Source organism: Arthrobacter sp. UYCu511 (assembly GCF_040547105.1).
In the GTDB taxonomy this organism is placed as follows: domain Bacteria; phylum Actinomycetota; class Actinomycetes; order Actinomycetales; family Micrococcaceae; genus Specibacter; species Specibacter psychrochitiniphilus.
In genome coordinates this window covers 95071-116921 of record NZ_JBEPPB010000011.1, presented here as the reverse complement: position 1 = coordinate 116921, position 21851 = coordinate 95071, and the positions used below count along the sequence as shown (strand labels likewise).

General features: G+C 58.6%; 12 protein-coding genes and 1 pseudogene. 3 read left to right on the top strand and 10 right to left on the bottom strand.

Annotation, left to right across the window (positions count from 1 at the left end; genetic code table 11):
- Nucleotides 1-365: 365 nt before the first annotated feature.
- The 5 genes and pseudogenes from ABIB48_RS14560 to ABIB48_RS14535 form a co-directional block, all read right to left on the bottom strand.
- Nucleotides 366-839: pseudogene (locus ABIB48_RS14560) on the bottom strand (UvrD-helicase domain-containing protein); the annotation flags it as partial.
- A complete protein-coding gene (locus ABIB48_RS18065; protein ID WP_502914138.1) occupies nucleotides 832-2577 on the bottom strand; it encodes an ATP-dependent nuclease in 1746 nt (581 codons plus the stop codon). The gene ABIB48_RS18065 and the pseudogene ABIB48_RS14560, both read right to left, overlap by 8 nt.
- A 796-nt stretch (nucleotides 2578-3373) precedes the next feature.
- Nucleotides 3374-4777: a DUF2971 domain-containing protein gene (locus ABIB48_RS14545; protein WP_354213442.1), complete on the bottom strand. Its 1404-nt coding sequence runs from the start codon at nucleotides 4775-4777 to the stop codon at nucleotides 3374-3376.
- Nucleotides 4778-5113: 336 nt separating this feature from the next.
- A complete protein-coding gene (locus ABIB48_RS14540; RefSeq protein WP_354213441.1) occupies nucleotides 5114-5980 on the bottom strand; it encodes a hypothetical protein in 867 nt (288 codons plus the stop codon).
- 364 nt (nucleotides 5981-6344) lie between these two features.
- Entirely contained in the window at nucleotides 6345-6548 is a 204-nt protein-coding gene (locus ABIB48_RS14535) for a hypothetical protein (protein ID WP_354213440.1), read from the bottom strand.
- A 572-nt stretch (nucleotides 6549-7120) separates the two neighbouring features.
- Here ABIB48_RS14535 and ABIB48_RS14530 point away from each other — a divergent pair.
- The gene (locus ABIB48_RS14530; RefSeq protein ID WP_354213439.1) at nucleotides 7121-7462 is read left to right on the top strand and encodes a hypothetical protein; all 342 of its coding nucleotides are present in this window, start codon (nucleotides 7121-7123) and stop codon (nucleotides 7460-7462) included.
- An 843-nt stretch (nucleotides 7463-8305) separates the two neighbouring features.
- Here ABIB48_RS14530 and ABIB48_RS14525 read toward each other — a convergent pair.
- The 3 genes from ABIB48_RS14525 to ABIB48_RS14515 form a co-directional block, all read right to left on the bottom strand.
- On the bottom strand, nucleotides 8306-9031 hold the full coding sequence (locus tag ABIB48_RS14525; RefSeq protein ID WP_354213438.1) for a hypothetical protein: 726 nt from the start codon (nucleotides 9029-9031) through the stop codon (nucleotides 8306-8308).
- Nucleotides 9021-9689, bottom strand: coding sequence for a helix-turn-helix domain-containing protein (locus ABIB48_RS14520; RefSeq protein ID WP_354213437.1), 669 nt, complete (start codon nucleotides 9687-9689; stop codon nucleotides 9021-9023). The genes ABIB48_RS14525 and ABIB48_RS14520 overlap by 11 nt, the downstream gene beginning before the upstream one ends.
- A 126-nt stretch (nucleotides 9690-9815) precedes the next feature.
- Nucleotides 9816-12230, bottom strand: coding sequence for a TOTE conflict system archaeo-eukaryotic primase domain-containing protein (locus tag ABIB48_RS14515; RefSeq protein WP_315914912.1), 2415 nt, complete (start codon nucleotides 12228-12230; stop codon nucleotides 9816-9818).
- Nucleotides 12231-13094: 864 nt separating this feature from the next.
- On the opposite strand from ABIB48_RS14515, the gene ABIB48_RS14510 reads away from it, so the two are divergent.
- Both ABIB48_RS14510 and ABIB48_RS14505 read left to right on the top strand, forming a co-directional pair.
- Nucleotides 13095-13790 carry a helix-turn-helix domain-containing protein gene (locus ABIB48_RS14510; RefSeq protein WP_354213436.1) on the top strand — a complete coding sequence of 232 codons (696 nt, stop codon included), beginning with the start codon at nucleotides 13095-13097 and terminating at the stop codon, nucleotides 13788-13790.
- 61 nt (nucleotides 13791-13851) lie between these two features.
- Nucleotides 13852-14577, top strand: a complete 726-nt coding sequence (locus ABIB48_RS14505) for a hypothetical protein (RefSeq protein ID WP_354213435.1) — start codon at nucleotides 13852-13854, stop codon at nucleotides 14575-14577.
- Between the two features lie 524 nt (nucleotides 14578-15101).
- On the opposite strand, the gene ABIB48_RS14500 is transcribed toward ABIB48_RS14505, so the two are convergent.
- Nucleotides 15102-18395, bottom strand: coding sequence for a beta-phosphoglucomutase family hydrolase (locus ABIB48_RS14500; RefSeq protein ID WP_354213434.1), 3294 nt, complete (start codon nucleotides 18393-18395; stop codon nucleotides 15102-15104).
- On the bottom strand, nucleotides 18395-20851 hold the full coding sequence (locus ABIB48_RS14495) for a phosphoketolase family protein (RefSeq protein ID WP_110107179.1): 2457 nt from the start codon (nucleotides 20849-20851) through the stop codon (nucleotides 18395-18397). The genes ABIB48_RS14500 and ABIB48_RS14495 overlap by 1 nt, the downstream gene beginning before the upstream one ends.
- Nucleotides 20852-21851: the final 1000 nt, after the last annotated feature.

Below are 21851 nucleotides of genomic sequence, written 5' to 3'. Positions count from 1 at the left end.
ACTTCCCTAGCATCCGTCAGATTCGAAGTTTCAGCGACTCGAACCCTGCCCTTGTAAGAGCGCGCTATCCGTGGAAGGGCGTGGATGTTTGCGTGATCTGGGGTGATAATCGCTGTCGTCCCAGATTTCGGGATCAAACTGGACAGGCTGCCCATCGAGGCGTCTCGATCCAGCGAATAGATCTCGTAAGGAATGGGAGGTATGGTCGGGGGCTTCCGGCCAGATTGTAGCTCAACGCGGGTTTGTGTGAGCCATTCTCCCAGGCTCGGATTCGTCGATTGCCACCTATACGGCGTCGCCAAAGTTGTCAAGCACGGAAAGATGGGGGTGGTACCTGTCCACGGCGCAGCTGGTGCAGAGCCAAAGTCGAATATTGCCTGCAGCGGATCCCCGAGGACGACGGTCGGAAGGACACTCGAGAGAACCTCCAGTGTTTGCATCTGATCAACACTGCAGTCTTGAAACTCATCCACGATAAGTAGGTCAAAACCCATTGTCACGACGGTGAGAACGGTTCTGCTCTGAAGCGCCCTCAACGCGGCCGGTTGAATTCTTGCCAGATCCGGTTTTTCTGCTTCACTCCAACCGGCGCGACCAGGAAACGCTCGCACAAGTCTGAGTGAAAAAGCTGAGATCGTCTCGATCCGTGCCTGTCGGTGGCCTTGTCGAGGCACCTGACGCTTTAGCGCTGCGATTCCGGCGTTGGTGTGCGTCAGTACAAGTATCCGCAATTCAGGGTGATTCTTGATAGTTTGCCCTATAGCATATGTCTTGCCATGGCCAGCGGGAGCTACGACGGACCCTGTGCCGATGCTGGCGAGATCTATTGCGTCAGACATTTGAGCCCCAATCGACGAGCTCACAGACTATTCGAGATGCCGGTGCCTCGTTCCGAATCGCGTCGACGTCACCCAACGTGATTTCCGCCAAGATTTCGCCTCCGGTTGTCGACTTAAACCACTTCGGGCCGTCCTTCTTGGCCAGTTGCCAAAGTGCTGTTTTTGCGGAAGCCAATTGCGCATGCGGGACGTTCTCAGAGGCCAAGATCTGTCGGGTCAGGGAATCTGGACATCCCCTTGCAGCCAGTGAGTCAATAACAGACTGTTCCGATGAGTTTTCTAGGCCATGTTCAAGAACTCGGCGTAGCCCGTCCGCGGAGAGTGATTCGATCATTTGCTGTTCGGTGCATTTTGATTCGTCGCACCGGATAACTGTGGCGATTCGCTGCAGTCCGGTGAAATCAGTATTAGTGTCGTGGTCGCAGAGTACAGCTGTGCGATACCCGAGACTGGCAAAGGCCATGGTGTTGGAAATGATGTTTCCGTCTCCTCCGGCGTCGGCGGTTGCGACAGCTGTAATCAGCTGCGGATCGTTGTCCTCAGCGTTCAGGTAGACACCGCGTGCGAATCCGGCTTCCGTGGCTCCCTCGCAGACCAATACGCTGGGCGCAAGAAAAGCTTCGGCATTCTTTCTCAAAGCTCCTTGGAAGTTCTCACTCGGTACGAGCACACGTGTGTCACTCTGGGGTTGTTTCCGAATGATAGCCAGATTCGAGTATCTCAATTCACGTAGGACAACTGGCGAGTGGGTGGTTAGAAATACTTGCGCGAGGTTGGATCCCCCCGAAGTGCGGTGACTTAGAGTACGAAGAAGATGTCGTATCCGGAAAGGCTCCAATCCGGCCTCCAACTCGTCAACAAGTAGCACGCGGGCATTTTCCGAATTTGCTAATTGGGCTGCGATACCAGTAAGCCGTCGCGAGCCCAGTCCATGCCGCTCCATGGGAACGTCGTCGCTGTGAAGGGATACTGCACCTTCTCCGAGCTGAAATGAGTCTGCATTTAGTGCAGCGGAGAGACTAGCTTCGGTACGAATACCACGGAGCATGTGGGCCTCAGCGGTCACTCTTCCGGCGATGCCCGAGAGCTGATGGAAGGCGTCCGCCGTTGCAGCCTTTGCTGCTCTGGACGCCTCTATCAGCGTTTGGGTGGTAGGACGCTGATCGGCCACGTCGGTCATTCTCAGCAGGGGTGAATTTCGAGACCATCGGAGATCTTGGATGTTTTCACTTCCAACCCTGACCACTCCGAATGATCCGCGATGGGATGCACGCAGTACACCGGGAGTGTCCTGCCTATCTGCGATAACCTGCCAAATAGGTTCGAGATATTGGTCCACACGGAGCTCAATTGTCAGGGCTGGCAGTTCAGTGTCTGGCTCATCTACGAGCGTGCCAGTATTCGGATCGACACCGCGTACGTAGTTCATGAATGCGTTGATTCCAAGGAGTTCAGTCGGAGGCTCGACAATAGTTGCTCGTATTAGGAGGGCCCTATTTTCCTTCGACGGACCGTGGAAGTCGTTGTCGGTAAAGGCATGGCTCCAGCGCGGCGAAAAAAGCAGGCCCAGTGCATCTAGGATCGTTGACTTGCCCGAGTCCCCTGGACCGATAAGGGCGGTCAAGCCCGGATTCGGTCGCCACTCCATTTTTCGGATGCCACGGAAATTTTCAATGAGAACTTCATGTATGCGCAAGACTTCGCCCCCTGGTAGGTCAAGGCCTATGTGCCTCGTCACTATATGGTGCTAAATCTATCGGTTCATCCAGGTTCAACCGAGATCGTGAAGCGGGTAACCCCACTTGTGGTCATGCAACTGCAAGTCTTGCCTATCGCGTTGATTCCCGTTGTATGGAGTAGCTGGCGTCTCAGCGCCGCGTCAGGAATTTGCCCCAGCCATGCTGGTGCCGACTCTCTTAGCCCATCACGTTCAGCGTCCCGTAGATAGCCCGGGATGAATCAGGGGTAAAATTGAGAGCAGTGCATTAGTGCCTGACTTGCCAGGCTTGAGGTCGTGCAGCAGGCCAACGGGAGTTCCCACCACGTCATACAGAACTCATACTTTTGAAGGTAGAGCAGCCACTATTTAGTATCTTGCATTGTTGCAATCTCACCATGCAAGAACAGGTCAAAAGAGCCTATTGGCAGCCAGAAACCGACCCTTGGCATGACAGCGGGGTTCATAACTGTTGATAACTGACGATTGGTCTTTAGTGCTCAACATGCTCTGACCTGCTGCGATAGTAATAGTCGCTGGTTCCATGCGGTTGTTCGTTGAGTCGGCCAGCGCTGGCTGTTTCGGTTCGAATTCGAGAGCTCGCAGTACACTGAACGAGGCGTGTGATTGATCCCTTGCAGCCGAGGTGGCGATGGGCCAGTGGTCCTTGGTCTTAAGCCTGCAACAACTCAGTCTCCCGTCACATCTGAAGCGCGGCAACTGGCGGAGCCGTTCAGGCTAGGCCTTGTATTCGGTCCACCTCAAGAATTCAGCAGCATGTTGTTGGTGCCGAAGCCCTCGTCGAGAAGTGCCGGGGTCATCCTTTGAACGGCTGCACGGATTTGTGCACGTTGCGACTGGCCACCTCATAGCCACGCTGCTGCAGTAGTCCTTCAATGGTGCGCGTGATGCTGGCATCGGGTATGGGAGAGCACCAGAGACCTTTTAGCGGCAGAGGCTGGTTGGGCTTACTGGACGATGTCATCACCTTTAGTACCGGGACGATGGACTTTCGTCCGTGTTCATAATGAACAGGGTCGAAAGCGGTGAAGTTTGTTGTTATCCACCGAACCTCCTGCTCGTCTTTGAAAGCGACGTGTTTCATCGTAGAGGCAAGTATTACGGCCTGTTTCTGTAGCTCACGCACGAGCTTTGGCAGGTTCACAGGGGCAGTGTTTCGGATATCCTCTATAGCATTCCGAATGAAACTTCGGGCAAGTTTTTGCTTTCCAGTTTCACTGTACGTGACGCGGTACCACCCGCTAATTAAGGGTATGTCGCCGCGGATGTTCTTGTCCTCGTTTGCCATGTCCACAGCGAGGCCGTCGGCAGATAGCCCCACAGCAGTGTCGATACCGATAGCAAAGCCGTCGCCACTTGCATAGTTCCGCCAGAGGGTGAGACTGTCTCTCTCTGTGGAAGCTGAGATGTAGTAAACATCGTTGATGATCTTGTTGACATACTTTTCGTTCACTACTTCACCTAGTGTTTCTTCCACCACCAGCCAATCTGCCGGATCGTAGTCATCGGCTTGTTTGGCCTCGATTATCCGGTCAGTGAGAGCCTGCGAGATGATGTGGAAGCCGTGAGTCATTTCGGAGGCGTCGTTGAGATGCTGTGGACTCGAAGCCCACAGTTGCCCATTCCAAAGGATGGACAACAGAGCGTGTCCATTTGTGTAATGCCAGACTGGTCGGTTCCACCGATAGCGAAGCTGTCTATCGGTGGTGAGGAATTCCTGTGTCTTGGTCGCGAAGCCAGGCAGCAAAGCGCCTCGAGCAGCGTCTGATACAGCAGCGAGTATCGCTTGGATGTTTGCTGTTGCGGGGGCCAGTGAGCTGAGCGTCGTTCGGCTGAAGGTTTCACCCATGAGGCGGAGGGTCTCGCGGGTCCCGCTGGGGAGGCCAAAAGCCGCACTGGCGAGCGGGGACAGCATCCAAGAAGTGGGCATTGTCAGTTGAGGAAGGACAATGTCCTTGAACCTGCCCTGCAATTCGCTGAGACCAGACAGATTCTGAAGAGCCAATGCGTTTTGCATGATGCTGGCCGCCGAGCTGGCGTTCATCCATGGCTGAGACGCCATACCCTGAAACTGCGCGAGGAGCTCTGGTGCGAGCTCGTGGGCGAGTGGGGCTCGAGCTGGCAGCGTGGGCGCATCAACCGCCTCTTGGACTGCTTCTGGTTTGTCTAACTCTGGTTTGTCGTCTTTTTCGTCGCTCACGGCCCAAGTATCCCACTTCGCCTAACCGCGCACGGCTCAACCACGGTCGATTCCGAGAATGGGGTGCTCGTGGGGCTGGGGTGGGCGGGTTGTGCCTCGAAAGCCGTCACGAGATGTATGCTCCGCAAACCCGTGTGTTTCCGAGATAAGTGACATGTGTGCGGAGGAGGAAGGATCGGTCGACGATTTTAGGTCCTACGTCATCCCGCAGTGCGCTATCTTCGTGGGTGAGCCCTTCGGGAAGGTCGCCCGGGCAGACCTGATTGCGATGTTACTGGGTGGCAGGGGTGGGCGCCTAGACTGGCGATGAGGGGACCGGATTGTTGAACGTGGTGGCTAGGCCGGCCCCTCTAGGGATGGCTGGTCGGGGAGCAACTGGCCTCCGGGGAGAAAATACAGGCGCTTTTGTTTACGCGCTTCGAGTCTCGACGGATAGTTGATGTCAGGTCCGAAACCACGAACCTCCCATTCTGAGGGGCGCTGTCCCGGGCCCAAAAACGTACCCATCACCTTGATCTCCTGCGTTTCCATGTTGCCTGTCTCCCCGGCTAACTCCGTCGACCAACCCGCTTCCCCCGAGATGGTGTGCGTCTTCTCAGGGAGGTTTGCTGTTCGGAACCACTGTGACCCCCACCCTCCTGCGGCGAGGTATCCGGTAACCCCGTCGGGAGCACGTTCCAACGTTGGCACGTCAATTTTTGGGGTTCTTCCGGCGACTGTCGTGTCGAGGTTGAAGGCTGAGTAGAAAGTAGAGCAATCGACTGTAAGGGGCGATGCGCCCATGTTCTTGAAAGCGACGTGGAAGACAACCCAGAACCATTTCTCTGCGTCTTGGGGGTTTTGCAGCCGGTGGCCGGGGTCTATGGCCTGAAGCGTTTCCGCGTCATGGATGTCGCTGATGGCAAAGCATGCGTGTACGGGGCCGTCTGCATCCTGCTCCAAAAACGTGAGGGTGACCGATGCGGAGCGGGCGTCGAGCCTCATCCGGATAGCTTCGTCAGCGACCTGGCGGCTTAGTTGTGCCTGTTCCTGGCTGAGGCTCAGACTTGCATTAGCGACTTGCAAGGCGTTCTCGGCTGCGTCGGCGGCCCTGGCCGTGGCCGCAGCCGACTTCTTGGTTTCGATTGCTTGCCATGCGATGACTGCAGCGGAAGCAATCGTTGCGAAGGCGCCGATTAAGGCGACGACGATTAAAGGGTCCATGCCCGCAATCATAGGTGACTAGAGAACTTCGAGCGGCACCCACTGACACGGCCACCCACACAGCCACTCGAAGTCCAGCCAATGCCTGGTGGGCGTTGTGGTGGGCGGAACGAAGTTCACCGAACTGCTTTCCATAGACTTGGGGTCGGTCGTTTGGTGAAGGTCGATGCAACAAGGTTGAACACAGAGTTGACCTTAGTAAATCGCTCACCGACACACACCAACCGACTGCTTGGTCAGGCGCGCGAATCGGCGTTGGAGTGTGACGGGGTGGGTAAGCCGGACCAGACACCACCAGCCCTACTCACCGACACCGGTGGTGAACGCATTGGTGAGCGATGCGGGTTGCGGATTGGCGGCGAAGTCAGTATTTCGGGACCCACTCAGTGCCGCATAGGTCTGCCAGCCTTCCTGTGGCCTCCTGGCCGGTTTCGAACAAGTCCGCGACCTCATCCTCGCTTGAGGTCCGATTCGCACGCACCTTGTCCAGGATGTCCTGGGCGCCGAGAGCCGGTCCGGAGATGGCCGTATGCCAGCGGGGTGCTGCCGCACGGATGTCCTCCGACACCCGGCTCGAATCCGAGCCATACACGTCGAGCGCGACGTACTCGCGGCAAGATTGCTCGAGTGTCATCTTTTCGGCGGTGGCGCACCCAGTTGCGGTGGCAGCGACTAGAACCAACGCGACGGGCGCGGCTAGGCTCTACCATTTCCTCATGCAATGAGAATGTCGGACAGACAGGTTGCTCCCCACCCTACACAGCCACCAATGTCCCGTCGGCGCTGGGGGTGCTGGGCGTGAGTGTGGACCGGCCGTAGGGGCGCCGACGGTGACTCGGGTGGGTCTCCCCGGCAGGGGGTGGCCACATATGGACAATAAGGGCCAGGATGTGGTCCAAGCATGGACCAACAAACCAGAGCCCAACTGGTGTCTAATTCTCGGAGCCCGCATCGGTCCGATTCTTGCCAATTTGGCCCCGTCTTTGGTCGTTTCTGGCCAGCTGACAGCAAGCTATTGATTAGCAGGGTCTCTGGCTAGCAACAGAGCGGTGCGCACCCAAAAGTGCTCTTGTGTCTGGGAAAATAGACGGCACAAACCGTGAGACCATATGGTTTCATACGAGTGCAGGGGAGATCACTTTGAGTCAGTTAGACAACTTGGGCCGGTACGGGGAATTCGCCAAGAATGCGGATCTGTTTATCAAGCAAATCAGCGACGCTGCTGCTGCCAATGCAGTAGGCGACGCAGCTCCGAAATTGCGTGGTGAAGGCGCCGTCATTGGAATTGTGGTGACAGCTGCGGCAGCTGGCGGCATCGCGCTATACAATCACCAGAAGAGCAAGCGCAAGGCTGCATCTGAAGAGCGCCGTGCAAGTCAGGCCAACGCAACTGAAAAGCTGAAGGCGCTGTTCAAGAAGGGTAAGAATCCTGATGATCCTGGCGCTGAATCAGGGGCTGAAGCAGTCGACAGTCCGGAGTGAACCCACCCGCGAATCATGCCGCCTCTATGATGGCGTCGGCGCACCTATCCCGAACCGATCCGTTCAGGAGTCGCAACGTGTCAAAGTTCAGCGCCAGCTGAGACGGCTAGCAAATTCCGGCGGCGGCGCGCCGAAGATCGGTTCCGTAAAAATACCCACTTGCGGGGCGACCACGATGAACCAAGAGTAAAATGGAAGTCACGGTATTGGTGGCTGATTGGGCATGCTCGATGGGAACCAACAGCCAGGCGAGAGTTCCCACCACGTCACACAGAACTCATACTTTTGAAGGCGCATCGACCACTATTTAGTATCTTGCATTGTTGCAAGCGCACCATGCAGGAAAAGATCAAAGGCGTCTATTGGCAGGTTTGTATTGACCCTTGATCAGCAAGCGGGGATATAAACGTTGATAACACCTGATAAGTGTGCGGTGCTGAACATGCCTCTGACCTGCGGCGATAGTTTTCAGCTTGAACTGGATCGCATGATTTCACCCGTCTATCGCATGAAGCAATAACGGTTCGAATGCTCGGTGGTTCCCGGCGGTTGAATGTTGCTCTGACATGGGCTGATGCGTTGCGCCGTGGGCGCCGGACGGAGCCCGCGGTGGGGTAACTCATTCAAGTGGGAAATCCTGATGAGGAGCGGTCTTCGGCGCTGAGGCGCTCATTTGGGTGAGGTCGATAGGAATTGTGGCTACGTGCCTGCCACCTATCGTCGTCAAGTGGCGTGCTGTGAAGTTGAGAATAATTGGGCCTGAACGTACGTGTCAGTTGCCTGCTATTACACCGGATGTCACCGCGGAACGCGTGGTTGGAGAGTGCTTTGTTATGCCCGGATTCAGTCTTGCAGTGACATTTTCAGTCGTTCGACTCCGTCTTTTGCTTCGGGTAGCAGTGCCATCCACTCTGGCTTGGTCGCCAGGTTTCCTAGCATGTTGGCCATGTGGTTCCGGGAAGCTGGCTGGTAGTGGTAGCCGCGAAGGTCGCGCGCGGTTACTACCGTAGCCAGAGTAAGGAAGTCGGTGACGTGTCGTTCGCGGCCGGGGTCGTCCATGATTGCTAGGGCGGCGGCTTTTCCGATAAGGGTTCCCATGAGCGAGGGGCGGTTCACTTTGCCGACTGACTCGCCGGCTTCAACTTCTACGACTTCGCTCTGATCGATAGCCTGTTGGACGGCAGGGGCTGCGTTCGTGGTTCCTCCGGTAGCGCCCGGGCGGTTCTCGCTGCGTTCTCCCGTGAAGCGAGGGATGAGTACGTCGACGACTGCCTTCTCTCGTAGCCATCGGTGTTGGTGGCCCGTCAGTGATTCCCCTGCTGAGGTGAATCCCAGCTGAAGGAGCGTTGCTGTGAATGTGTTGAGGTGGTGGGGGTAGGTGCGGATGTCCAGTGCAAAATCTGCATCCTTGGTAGGTCGAGGTGTTGTCGCGCCGCGCTCGACTGCGTGAAGGTATACCGATTGGCCTCCTACAAGAACCCAGCCAAGGGGGAGTGCTTCGTAGATTTCGAAGATGGCGCGCCATGATTCTTCTTGTTCGGGAAGCATTGCTGGAAGTCTAATTGCCATTGAGGACGCTCCTGATGATGGAATTGGCGGCTGATTGTTCGCGGGGTCCTGGGTATTCGGCCAAGTCCATGGCGGCAAACAGTGCTGGAATCTCTGCGGGGAGTTTGTCGAGGACGTGCAGGATGACGTTGGCTTTCTGGCGGTTGTTTGCGGGCACAAGAAACCATTCTGATCGGAGCCGGCCGAGCTCGCTTTTTGAAATGTAGGCTTCGAGTTCGTTGCCTGGCAGCAGCCCGGCCCTCGGGTCGGAGATGCCTGAAAGCTTGATCCTGGGGTCTTCCCGCAGCTCGGAGATGTCAGAGTCACTGACCGAGAAGCTCAGCACTGGCGCCCGGGCTGCAAACCATGACTGAAGTTGGCTTTTTGGGTCACTGTGGACAAGGAGGTTCCTGATATGTTTCTGCAGGCGATGTTTCTCGACGGCGCTCAGATCAGAAGGCTCTTTGCCTTCTATGGCTTGGGCTAGGACCATGGCGTTCTTGGCTGACATGGGTCGCCCGGGAGATTTGACCCATACTTTGCTGGCGAGGGCACTCTCGTCGATAACCCAACGGCTGCCCACTTTTTGAGCTTCCAGGCGTCCGTCATGAATGAGTTTGAGTACCCGCTCCGGGCGGACGCCCATTCGCTTCGCTACGTCGTGCACTCCAAGGATCATTACACAATCGTACTCGGCTCAGTATCATTGTGAAATCATGAAACGAGATTCAGTCTTGGGTAATTTAATAAGCCGCCGAGTAGGAATGGAAGGTTGGGCCTTGATTTGACTCACCAACCTGCAATGTCACATTCGCCGGGGGTCCGGGAAGCCGAGTGAGACGTAGCCGGGAGCCCGCCGGGAAAGTGAAGCTGCCAGGACGGGGGTGAGCTCGTCGTGGTAGTCATGGACTGTGGCACGGTTCTTGCCGGGAAATGGCCGTGTGACGCGCCCCGCGTATTGGACAAGGCGTCCCTTGAAAGAGATCGGTGCAGCAAGAAATAGTGTGTCCAGTTTGGGCGCGTCAAAGCCTTCGCCAATGAACGCTCCCGTTCCCAACACCAGCAGTGGTTTATCCGGATCGGCTGCTTCTATCAGTTCCACAGCCGTGCGCGTCTCGGCCTTCTTCATCCCACCGGAAAGGATCACCGGCGACAAGCCGGCCTCGACAAACTTGACGCGGAATTGTTCCAAATGTGCCTTCCATGTGGTGAGCAGCAAGATACGTGAGTTGGCCGCGTAAGTGGCCATGACGTCGTCGTAAATCTGCTGCAGCCGCTCATCATCGGCCACGAGGTCCCGGTAGATTTTGGCGATGCCGCCGGGCACGCTGGGATCGGCGTCGCCAGCATAGGCGTACTTGGTGCGATGCAGCTCCAGTGCTAAAGCGGGGGAGGGGATCTCGAACTCGTGGCGAGGCAGCTGCTGGTCCGGCGTCGCAGTGATCGTGTGGACCACATCGCCGAGCTGGTGATACATCAACGCATCGAGCTTGTCGCGCCGGTAGGGCGTTGCCGTCAGGCCGAGCCAATGCTTGGCCGGCATCTGATTCATAACATGGCTAAAAGCCGCAGCCGGCACATGATGGCACTCATCAGCGATCACAAAGCCGTAGCCAGCCGTCAACTCGGCCACGTTGTCGCGGCGGGCCAGCGTGGGAAGAAGAGCGACGTCGATCCTTCCGGTGGTCTTAGCCCTACCGCCGCCGATCTGGCCGGGTATTTCTCCCATCAGTTCTTGGACTCGCTTCCGCCACTGGTCTGCCAACGCTTTCCGATCGACCAGGATCAGCGTGGAAACGCCACGGTGGGCTATCGCTGCGCAGGCAATGACCGTTTTGCCGGCGCCTGGTGGAGCGACGAGGATGCCGTGCTCGATGTTTTCGATGGCATGCATCGCCTGTTTCTGTTCGGGACGCAGTTCGCCAAGGAATTCAAGGTCCTCCGGGGTGCCCGCTGCTCGCTGATCGTCGACGCGTAGCGTGCTGCCGGCGGACTTCACCAACCCCTGCAACAAGGACAGCAAGCCTCGCGGAATGATGAGGTCCCCTTCGAGGGTCTCGTCGTAAAAGCGCAGGTAGCGGGGAATGTTCCAGGTGGATCGCCGCTGCCGTTGGCGGTCGTAGAAATCGGGGTTGGCCATGGACGCGGCATGTTTGATGGCGGAGATCATGGCCGGGCCGAGGTCAATGGCTCGGATGGTCAGGCGCGAGTCGAACGTTGCTTGCACGACCATGGCCGGACGGGGAACAATTTTGGACGACGGTGGCAATTCAAGCTGACGCACGTCCTTGCCCAATCGAACTGAGGGCAGGCGTCGGATGTGGCCGTTCATGGCCGACGGCGTGAGCCGGTCCAGGCTGGAGAGGTACGCCCACTGGTCCTCGAAGGGCTCCAACGTGGTGGTGTCCAAAAACAGGGTGGTGCCGTCGTTGTTACGCCGCTTTCCGTTCAGCGGGGCCGCGATCAGGTTCCCCATGCCCTTTCCTGTGTGCGCGTCTTGCGAAGGGAACAGCCTGTCGTAGCTGGACAGGCTCATGCTGCCCCGCAGTCCCATGGCCTCATGGATGAGGCCCGTGCCCAGTTGCCGGGCCGATGCTGCGGGAGCGGCCTCCGTGAAGAAGATCCACACGTGCGCGCCACGGCCCGACTGGGAAATTTCGAGTGCGGCGGGAATGCCTCGGAACCGGGCGGCCTTGACGTAGGCCAATGCGTCCATCATGGCTGCGCTGCCGTCAAAATCCGCTGCGATCCACCAGCAGGTGTCCTTTTCAGTGAGCGGGTATAGGCCGATGTGTTTTGCGCCAGTCAGATGGTCTGCGACGACGGCAGGTGTGAGCTTGAGGAAGGAGGCGCTGTCGCGTGGCTTTCCCTTGTGCCAGCCACCGACGACGGCGGGTACCCAGCCCGATCGCCCGTCCTGGGTGTTTTCCCAACGCGTTGCGTACACGTCGTTGCGGCAGCGAAACAGGCTCTCAAAGAACAGGACCTTGGTTTCCGGCGTGGAGTGCATGGTTACCGGGCCGGACGGCATGGTCGCGGCGAACACCGGCTGGTCGGCATGGGCCGCCGCGGCTTGCTCCTCACTCAGCTCCAGCAGTTTACGAAGCCGGGCGTTGTCCAGCCGCAGCTCTGCCAGCTCACGGGCCAGTGCAGGTTCTCGGCCAGTGTTGAGGCCTGGCAGCGGATCCTGTTCCGGCAACTTAGAAGTGTCGTCACTCACAACACCATTCTGTCGTGACAAAGTGCGAAAACCTGAATCCGATCCCGTCTTGCAGGCATTGCTTCCTCGGCTGGAGCTGCCCGCCACAGGATCGCTGACACCAACGACAGCGACCTTTTACAGTTGAGAACAGTCTTTGGATAGGTGCCGCTTCAAAGGATATTCATCCGAGACTGAGAGATCACCCGGGAACCGCAGGATGAATTAAGAGTAGAATGAGAAGCGCAGCCTTGGCGTCTGATTGACTCTGCTCGACGACGTTCAGCGGCCAGGCCGGGAGTTTCCACCACGTCATACAAAACTCATCCTTATCAGCGCAAAGTGGAGAGTATTTAGTATCACTCGTTGTTGCAATCGGGCCATGCAGGAAAACGCCAAAACACCCTATTGACAGACCCAAATGGCCCTTTGGTAGGACAGCGGGGTTCATAAGTTTTGATAACTGACGATCGTTTTTTAGTGCTCAACATGCTCTGACTTGCGGTTATAGATTTCGTTGGTGTTTGCGCACGGTTGGAATTCCGATCCTCCAACGCCAGCTGTTTCGGTTCGAATGAAGTGCCTGATCGCGGTGACAACGTATTTTGACTGGGTCTGATCGGGTGGATAGCCTGGCCTTGGTGCCACGGGGATGAAAGCTCCGATCTACGTCTCTTGTTCTGAGAGGCGACCACTCTGGGAACGTTTTCTTGATGTGTGGTGGCGTGGAGGAGGCATGCGTTCATACTTCCGTTCTATGGTGCCGCCCATGACTGCGCGACTGCCTCGCTTAGGTATGAGCGTATTGGTAGATCGTTATGCACCAATACATCTATTCATAATGGTTCATGCTGGTATACCATTATGCCTATGGTTCAATCGTGGATGACTACAGAGGAAGCTGCCCAAGAGCTGGTGGCCACACGGGCTATGGTCCATAAGCTCTTGAAGAGTGGAGGTCTGCTTGTCGCTGGCCGGGCTGGACGCTCGATTCTTATCGATAGCGCCTCAGTCCAGCGGTACAAAAACCGGCGCACCCTGAAGGGGCGCAGCTGGAATGCCGCGACGGCTTGGGCCGCGCTCAACATCATCGAAGGCGGAATTCCGCACTGGATTGACGCGACGGCCCGCTACCGACTCAAGCAACGCCTCAAAATAATGGACACTGACGAACTGGCCGCCGCTGTAGGCACCAAAGACCAGGTGAAGCGCTACCGCATTGCACCTTCTGGCATTTCCCGCGCTGCAGATTACTTCCTGCCTACCGGAACTACTGCCCTGAACGATTCAATGGTTGCGGAACGCTTCGGGCTGGCCGCCGGACGGACTGATGTTCTGGAAGGCTACCTCGACACAATCAGGGCGCCGATGATTGTCAACGGCCTCTCTTTGGTGGAGGACCCTGCCGGGAATATCATCATGCACGTCGTCGATGTTAGGTACGGCTTCGAGGGGTCCGGCACCCCAGATGCCGCCATTGCCGTGGACCTGATGGAATCACTGAACTCCCGGGAGAGGGCTGCCGGCGAGAAAATGCTCAAGGAAATCCTCACACAGTGGAAAGAAGTAAATCGTGGTTGACCGCGAAACCTGGACTGTTGAGACACCGGTCCGAGGGTGGACGTCACCTTGGCCACAATGCATGGAGTTGGCCGCCGCGATCCCCTCAGAACAGTGGACTCTTGTCGGCGGACTCATGGTTCAGCTACACGCAACAGCAGCTGGTCTGCCCGTTAGCCGAGCCACCACGGACGTGGACATGGTGCTGCACATCGAGACAGAGGCGACCACTGCTCCCAAGATGCAACAGGCACTCGGCGCCCTGGGCTACGAGATCGAACACTCCATAGACAAGGGCGCACCAGCCCACCGCTTCCTTCGCGGTAAGCAGCAGGTCGACGTCATGATCGCAGACCACACGGCACCGCGGAACATCACGAAGATGGCCGGCAGGGAGCCGTTCCAGATCGAGGGCGGTACCCAGGCTCTCCAGCGCACGGTAAACGTGATGATCACAGGCGATGACGGTGGCCAGACGCGGCTGAGCATCCCCAACCTGCACGGCGCCCTCGTTCTTAAAGGTGCTGCCTACATGACGGATTCACGGGACCGCGGCCGGCACTTGGACGACGCAGCCGTGCTGTGCGCATGTATCAAAGATCCCTACGCCATCGTCGAGGCGCGTCAGGGCTCTGATAGGCAGAGGTTCAACGCCCTGTTTTCTGCGCTTGAGTCTCCGACGCACCACGGATGGCTGCAGCTCGAAGAGTCAAACCGACAAGCGGCACACGACGTGCTGCGAATCCTGGCAACCGTCGACAAACTGCCTGGGCTGCCTCCGATCGGCCGATTGGGCGGCCCGACCTGAGTCAGGCTACGAAGCCATCTAGTCTTGTCGGCCACCTCGTAAAGCTGGCAGCAAATCGTGAACCGTCCCGCGAATCAAGCCACGTTTTAGTGGCGTCGCCGTCACACCTATCCGACCCGATGCGATCGAGGGCAGAAAGGTGCTCAAGACCAGCGTCAGGTGTGACGGTCAGCAAATTCCCGCGTCGGTGCGCTGACGATCCGTTCCGTGAAATTTGCGGTTTATCCCATAATTCCCGCGGGCCAGGTTTGTATTGACCCCTGATTAGCAAGCCGCGGGCGTCGGTACGAATCTGATAGGAGGCCCTGGAGTTTTGGAAGACCAAAAGTACGGATTTACGGGGCTTTTGGCAGTGACGGGGACGGTTTCAGCCCCGTCTATTCGCGTTCAAATGGCTTTGGTGTTCAAACGCAACGGGCTCGGCCTCAGGCGACTCGTCTGAGGCTAGTCCACGGAATGCGGTTGTGTTGGATGGCTTCGCAGTTCAGCGTCATGCGGAGGTGCCCTGCCAGCCAGCCACCGCGTCATCCTCCAATGCTCGACGTTCCGTGGCCGTTGGGAGAGCGGGGCCAGGTACGCGCAGCTACAGGCCTTAAAATCACGTCCCAAATCTGTCCGGGGCGAAGAGTTTTCCGGGTGTCCTGGACACAGACATCGATGGCATCGGCGGCACATGGAGCTAGCCGCAGGCTCAGCAGGTCGTGGGTTAGGCATATGCTGACAGGTTGACCTCGGTAGCTGAGCTGGAACGAGACCGCAGTCAGTTCGGTGGGAAGGACCGGGTGCAGCCAGAGAGCGTCCTGCCGAGTTTCCACACCGGCATAACAGCGCATCACCATGTCAGCGGTCCCGGCCATGGCCCCGAGGTGGATACCTTCTCGGGTGGCTCCACCCTGAGTGTCTGCCAGGTCCGCTTCCAAGGCCTGTTCAAACAGTGACCAAGACCGGGCACGGTTGGTACGGGCCAACACCCAGCCGTGGGCGAGCCTGCTCAGGGTCGAGCCGTGGCTGGTACGGGCCAGATAGTAGCGGACCGTCGCCGGGATGAGGTCCGGCGGCAGCGGATATCCCAGGCGGAGAAAAATTTCGCGTAGTTCCTCAGCGGAAAAAAGGTAGAACAGCATCAAGACATCTGCCTGTTTGGAGAGCTTGTACCGGTTAGTGGTGTCACCCTCGGCCTGCAAGATCAAATCCAGCCGGCCGATGTTCGTGTAACGGCTCCGGTAGGTGTCCCAGTCGAATTCCTGTAGATGCTCGTAGCCCTCGAATTGACTGATCACTCCTTCATGAAAGGGGATGCGCAACCGCCGGCTGATCCTTTCCCAGTGCGCAACTTCCTCTGGCTCCACGCCGAGCCGGTGCTGGAAAAGGTCACAATCATGGCCAGCCAGCAGCTGCACCGTCTCGGCGGCACGTGCCAATACCCACGCGGCCAGCACATTGGTGTAGGCGTTGTTGCGCAGTCCCTGTCCTGGGGCATCAGGATAGCCATCATGGTATTCGTCAGGTCCCATCACTGCGCTGATGTCAAAACGGTCATCACCTAGATCATGGACGGCAAGGGAGGCGAACAACCGGGCCACCTCCACGAGAATCTCTGCCCCGTAGTCGGTGAGGAAGCCCAGATCGGCGGTGGCCTGGTAGTACTGCCAGACACTGTAGGCCACCGCCAGGCCGACGTGACGTTGCCGGTGAGAGTTGTCCGGCATCCACGTTCTATTACGGGGGTTGAAGAGTTCTGCCGGTGTTTCCTCGCGGCCGTCGCTGCCGGACTGCCAGGGGAACATCGCTCCGGCAAGGCCTTCGGCACGGGCAGCGTCCCGGGCAGAGTCCAGGCGACGGAACCGGTAAAGCAGCAGTGCTCGGGTCAGCTCCGGCCGCCGGAGAGTCAGCATCGGGTAGACAAATAGCTCGTCCCAAAAAACGTGACCGCGGTAGCCCTCCCCATGCAGGCCCCGGGCAGGAAGACCAGCATCCAAGTCAGGACTGGCGGCAGCGACGGTCTGCAACACGTGAAAAACGTGCAGGTTCAGGGCCAACGACTGCCTGGGTCTGGTCTGCAGCTGGATTCCAAACCGGTTCCACAGCTCCTCCCACTTGCTGGCGTGGGCGACCAGCAGAACCCCAAACCCCGGAGCCCGGTCGATCCTGTGACCGGCGTCGAGCGCAGCAGTGGAGACAGCCCGGTCTCTGGAGGTCGCTACCGCGGCAATCTTCTCAATTGTTACTGGTATTCCACGTGCTAGGCGCAGCGTGATCTGGTGCCCGGCGCGCGCTGACTCTTGAATCAACCGGCGGTGGGTGGCGCCGCCGTCGGCTCCGATTCGCGTGCGCGTAGCAGTGGCGATCTTGATACCGGACTGGCTGGTTGCAGCCTCGTAGATCACCGTTTCAGCGTCCGGTACCACAGACCCGGACGGGACCAGATGCTCATGGGCAAGAACAAAGTCTGCCCTCACGTTGCGGTTGGCCACGGCGCCATTAACTACCGATTCAACGACCACTTCGCCGGACCAGTTCTCGGCCTCGAGGGTAACTTCCAAGGCCGCCAAGTGTGGGTCATCCAAAGAATGAAACTGCCGGGAGGTGATCCGGGTTTTCCGTCCAGCTGCATCACGGTAGCAGTTGATACGGGTCAGCACCCCACTGCGCAGATCCAGGTCTTGGTGGTGGCTGAGCATCTCCGCAATGCCTGGACGGAGGACGGGCCCGTCCTTCGGCCGGGCGGTCAGGAAGGACCAGTCAGGGGCGTTGACCAGGTGCTCGGTTTCGACCTTCCGACCGGCCACGTCACTGATGAGCCGGTTGTAGATACCGGCCAAGTAAGTCCCCGGGTAGTGCACGCCATCCGCCGTGCTACCCGGCACTGAACCGCGGGTGGCCCAATACCCGTTACCCAGGGTGCACAGCGCCTCCCGTGTGCTTTCTTGCTCTGGATCAAACTTGTCATAAACGAGGTTCCACACCCCTGGAGTGCCTGTCTTGGCGCCCCCGCTCCAGGAAGCATCCGGGTCCGCTGCAGCATCTGCAAGTCCAGACTGTAGGCCGGTTAGGTCCCGGACCACCACGTCCGCACCAGCGGCGGCCAGCTGCTCACCGGTGCCGGTGCGGTCCACTCCCACTACCAGGGCGAAGCCGCCGACGACGGCTGCCTTGACCCCGGCCGCGGCGTCCTCGATCACCGCGGCATCGGCCGGTGCCACCTGGAGGCGGCGGGCGGCCTCCAAGAACATGGCAGGATCTGGTGTACCTGGCAGGGACAGCACCAATGCATCCGTGCCGTCGACCCGGACAGGGAATAGGTCTGTAATCCCGGCGGCATCAAGGACCCCTGCGCTGTTGCGACTTGAGGTCACCAGCGCAACGGGCACCTGCCCCGCGGCCAGGTCCTGCAGCAGCTTCATCGCATCAGGAAAGACCGTCACCCCACCCTCGCTCAGCTCGGCGGCGAAGAAATCCTGCTTGCGGGTGGCCAATCCGTTGACAGTGAGATGCTCGGGCGTATCCTCAGCACTGCCCTCAGGCAGGCTAATCCCCCGGGAGGCCAGGAACGTTCTCACCCCGTCCTCCCGGGACCGCCCATCAACGAAGGCACGGTAGTCCTGCTCCGCGTCAAAGGGTACTTGCGTGTCATCGATCCGAGGAAGGACCTGATCGAAGAGCGCCTTCCACGCCGCCGCATGGACCCCGGCGGTGTCAGTGACCACACCGTCCATGTCGAAAATGACCGCTGCATAGCCGCAGACACTACCGGCGCTCCCATGCCCATGCTCAGGCTCTGGTGCCGGCGGCAGGCGGTGCAAGTTCCCTCGGTGCATTAGGAGCCATCCACCGCCGGCGCAGCAGTCTGGGCATGGGGCCAACTCCAGCCGCTGATGGCCGGATCGTCCTCTCCGTAGGCCCGGGTCCAAGCGCGGGCGCGGACACGTTCATCAACCATCCGCTGACGCAGCCCGGCAGCCCGTTCGGCCAAGCCCGGGACTCTGTCGATGACGTCCATCACCAGGTGGAATCGATCCAGACTGTTGAGCATGACAATATCGAACGGAGTGGTAGTGGTGCCCTCCTCACGGAAACCGCGTACATGGAAATTTTGGTGGTTATTCCTGCTGTAGGTCAGACGGTGGATCAGTGCAGGATAGCCGTGGTAAGCAAAGATCACTGGCGCAGTGACAGTAAAGACAGCGTCAAACTCTGCCTCCGGGAGCCCGTGCGGGTGCTCAGTCTCCGGCTGTAAACGCATCAGGTCCACCACGTTGACCACCCGGACAGTCAACTCCGGCAAGTGTTGGCGCAGCAGGTCTACGGCGGCAAGCGTTTCCAGGGTTGGAACATCCCCGGCACACGCCATGACCACATCGGGTATCACCCCGGCAGGGCCCGTTCCTGGACCAGTGGCAAGGGTTTCGTTGCCTGCCCAATCCCAGATGCCCAGCCCGCGCTGACAGTGCAGTTCCGCTTCGTCCATCGTGAGGTAGGACAGTGCCGGCTGCTTGCCGGCAACGATGAGGTTGATGTAGTTGCGGCTGCGCAGGCAATGATCTGCCACCGAGAGCAGCGTGTTGGCGTCCGGGGGCAGGTAGACGCGGACAATTTCGGATTTCTTGTTGATCAGGTGGTCTATGAAGCCTGGGTCTTGGTGGGAGAACCCGTTGTGGTCTTGGCGCCAAACGTGGGAAGTCAGTAAGTAGTTCAATGAGGCAATCGGCATTCGCCACGGGATTTCGTTGGCGACTTTGAGCCACTTGGCGTGTTGATTCACCATTGAGTCCACAATATGGATGAACGCCTCGTAGCAGGAGAACATGCCGTGCCGTCCAGTGAGTAGATAGCCTTCTAGCCAGCCCTGGCACAGGTGCTCAGAAAGGACTTCCATCACCCGCCCTGACCGGGCTAGGCCCTCGTCTGTGGGTAACGTTTCTCCTTGCCAGACGCGGTTGGTGGCCTCGAAGACGGCGCCGAGCCGGTTGCTGGCTGTTTCATCGGGTCCCATCAGGCGGAACGTGGAGGGGTTGTTGGCGATGACTTCACGCAGGTAGGTGCCCAAGACCCGGGTTGCCTCTGCGACGGTTGTCCCCGGCGATTCAAGCGCGACGGCGTAGTCGCGGTAGTCCGGTAGGTGGAGTGGTTCCAGGACCAGACCACCATTTGTTACCGGGTTTGCACTCATCCTGCGGACACCTTTAGGGGCAAGATCGGCCAGCTCGGGCCGCAACGCACCCTCGGCGTCGAAGAGTTCCTCCGGATGGTAGGAGGCCAGCCAGTCTTGGAGCTGACGCAGGTGTTCCGGGTTGTCCTGGAGACCGGACAGTGGCACCTGGTGGGAGCGCCAAGTGCCTTCGGTAGGCAGCCCGTCCACTACCTTAGGTCCGGTCCATCCCTTGGGGGTGCGTAACACAATCATCGGCCAGCGAGGCCGTTGCGTCACGGCACCGTGCCGGACATCGTGCTGGATGCGATCGATCTCGGCTACAACGTGATCCAGAACCGCGGCGAACTGCTGATGCACCTGCTCAGGATCGTCACCGCTGACTAGATACGGCTGGTGCCCATACCCCTTCATCAGGGCCATCAGTTCCTCATCGGGGATGCGCGCCAAAACGGTGGGGTTGGCGATTTTGTAACCATTAAGGTGCAGGATCGGCAGCACCGCACCGTCATGGACCGGATCTAAGAACTTGTTGGAGTGCCAGCTGGCAGCCAGCGGTCCGGTCTCCGCTTCCCCATCCCCAATAACGCAGGCCACCAAGAGATCTGGATTGTCAAAGGCCGCACCGTAGGCATGCATCAACGAATACCCCAGCTCTCCGCCTTCATGGATGGACCCTGGGGTCTCCGGTGCTACATGACTGGGGATCCCGCCCGGGAAGGAGAACTGGCGAAACAGACGTCGAAGCCCCTCCTCGTTGGTGCTGATGTCTGGATAGACCTCGCTGTAGGTTCCGTCGAGGTAGGCGTTGGCCACCAGCCCTGGACCGCCGTGTCCTGGTCCCGTCACGTAGATGGCGTTCAGGTCCCCGGCCTTGATGACACGGTTCAGGTGCGCGTAGATCAGGTTCAGCCCCGGCGTTGTTCCCCAGTGGCCCAACAAGCGCGGTTTGATGTGCTCCAGTGTCAATGGCTCCCGCAGCAACGGGTTATCCAGCAGATAGATCTGGCCGACAGAGAGGTAGTTCGCCGCTCGCCACCAAGCATCCAGACGCTGCAGCTGCTCAGCGGTGAGCGGGCCCTGTGCTGGAATCGGAAAAGTATCATTTTCTTGGATCTTCATCATTTTCTCCTCTGAAGGACGATGGGAACTCTGGCGGAAGTGATTTCCGGTGAAGGTTATAGCCGATTATCGGTGTGCGATCCAAAGGTGCCTGGACGGGGAATCAGACATTGCCAGGACCGCATGGAGCTCGTCAGTGGTATTTTCCTCCGGAATGGGTTTCGCGGGAGTATGCCTATACCTGACACTAGCCCACGCACCTTGCACGCGAACGCCGCAGACCCTCGAATCTAAAAAGGTGCCCATATCGATTGATCGTTTGAAAGTGTGGTTTTCTTTCACTACCAAAAGACTGCTTCGAAACGTCTGTGCCAGCGCCTGTGCACTGTGATTGAAGATAGTGAGGCAACTTGCAGATCATAGCGACACGTTTGCTAAAGCAGCATCTGGGCCTCCTTCACCGCCCACGGCCCCGGCGTATTATCCACGGAAGTTGGGTACACCGTGGCGCCGCTTACCCCGAGGACTTTTCCGATGTTGGCCGGCGTAAGCTCTCTGAGCCTTGAGTTCTCGCCCACCTTCAACTTCCGCATGATCGAGGATCACGTCCTGCCGTCCTGCCGTCCTGCCGTCCTGCCGTCCGCACCTATTCCGCCACAGCGCAAGCGCTGGCCTAGCTTCACTGGTGCCCACCCGAGGAGGGTCAGTGTCCACCTGCTGAGGGTGTTTAAGGTACGGAATGTTGTGAAAAACCAACCAGATGTGGCCGGAACTTGACCGACCTGTGCGCATCCGGACGGCGCCCATTGGAGGTGGGTAGGCCCGCCGCGCGTCTGCTCGCCAGAAAAAAGCCTATGGCCCTATTTGCTGAGTGGAACGCGCAGTATGCGCCCTGCGCGCAACCGGAATGACATCCGCTGGCATCGAACGGTCTTATGCGTAGAAGATGTTGAATGGAGGGAGTTTGGCAGGGTATGACGCTTTTAGTGGTTGCCTAGTTTTTGGGGCGCCACGCGTCTGCGGGATCCACAGTGCGCGTCTCGGGTCTGGCAGGGCAGCGTCT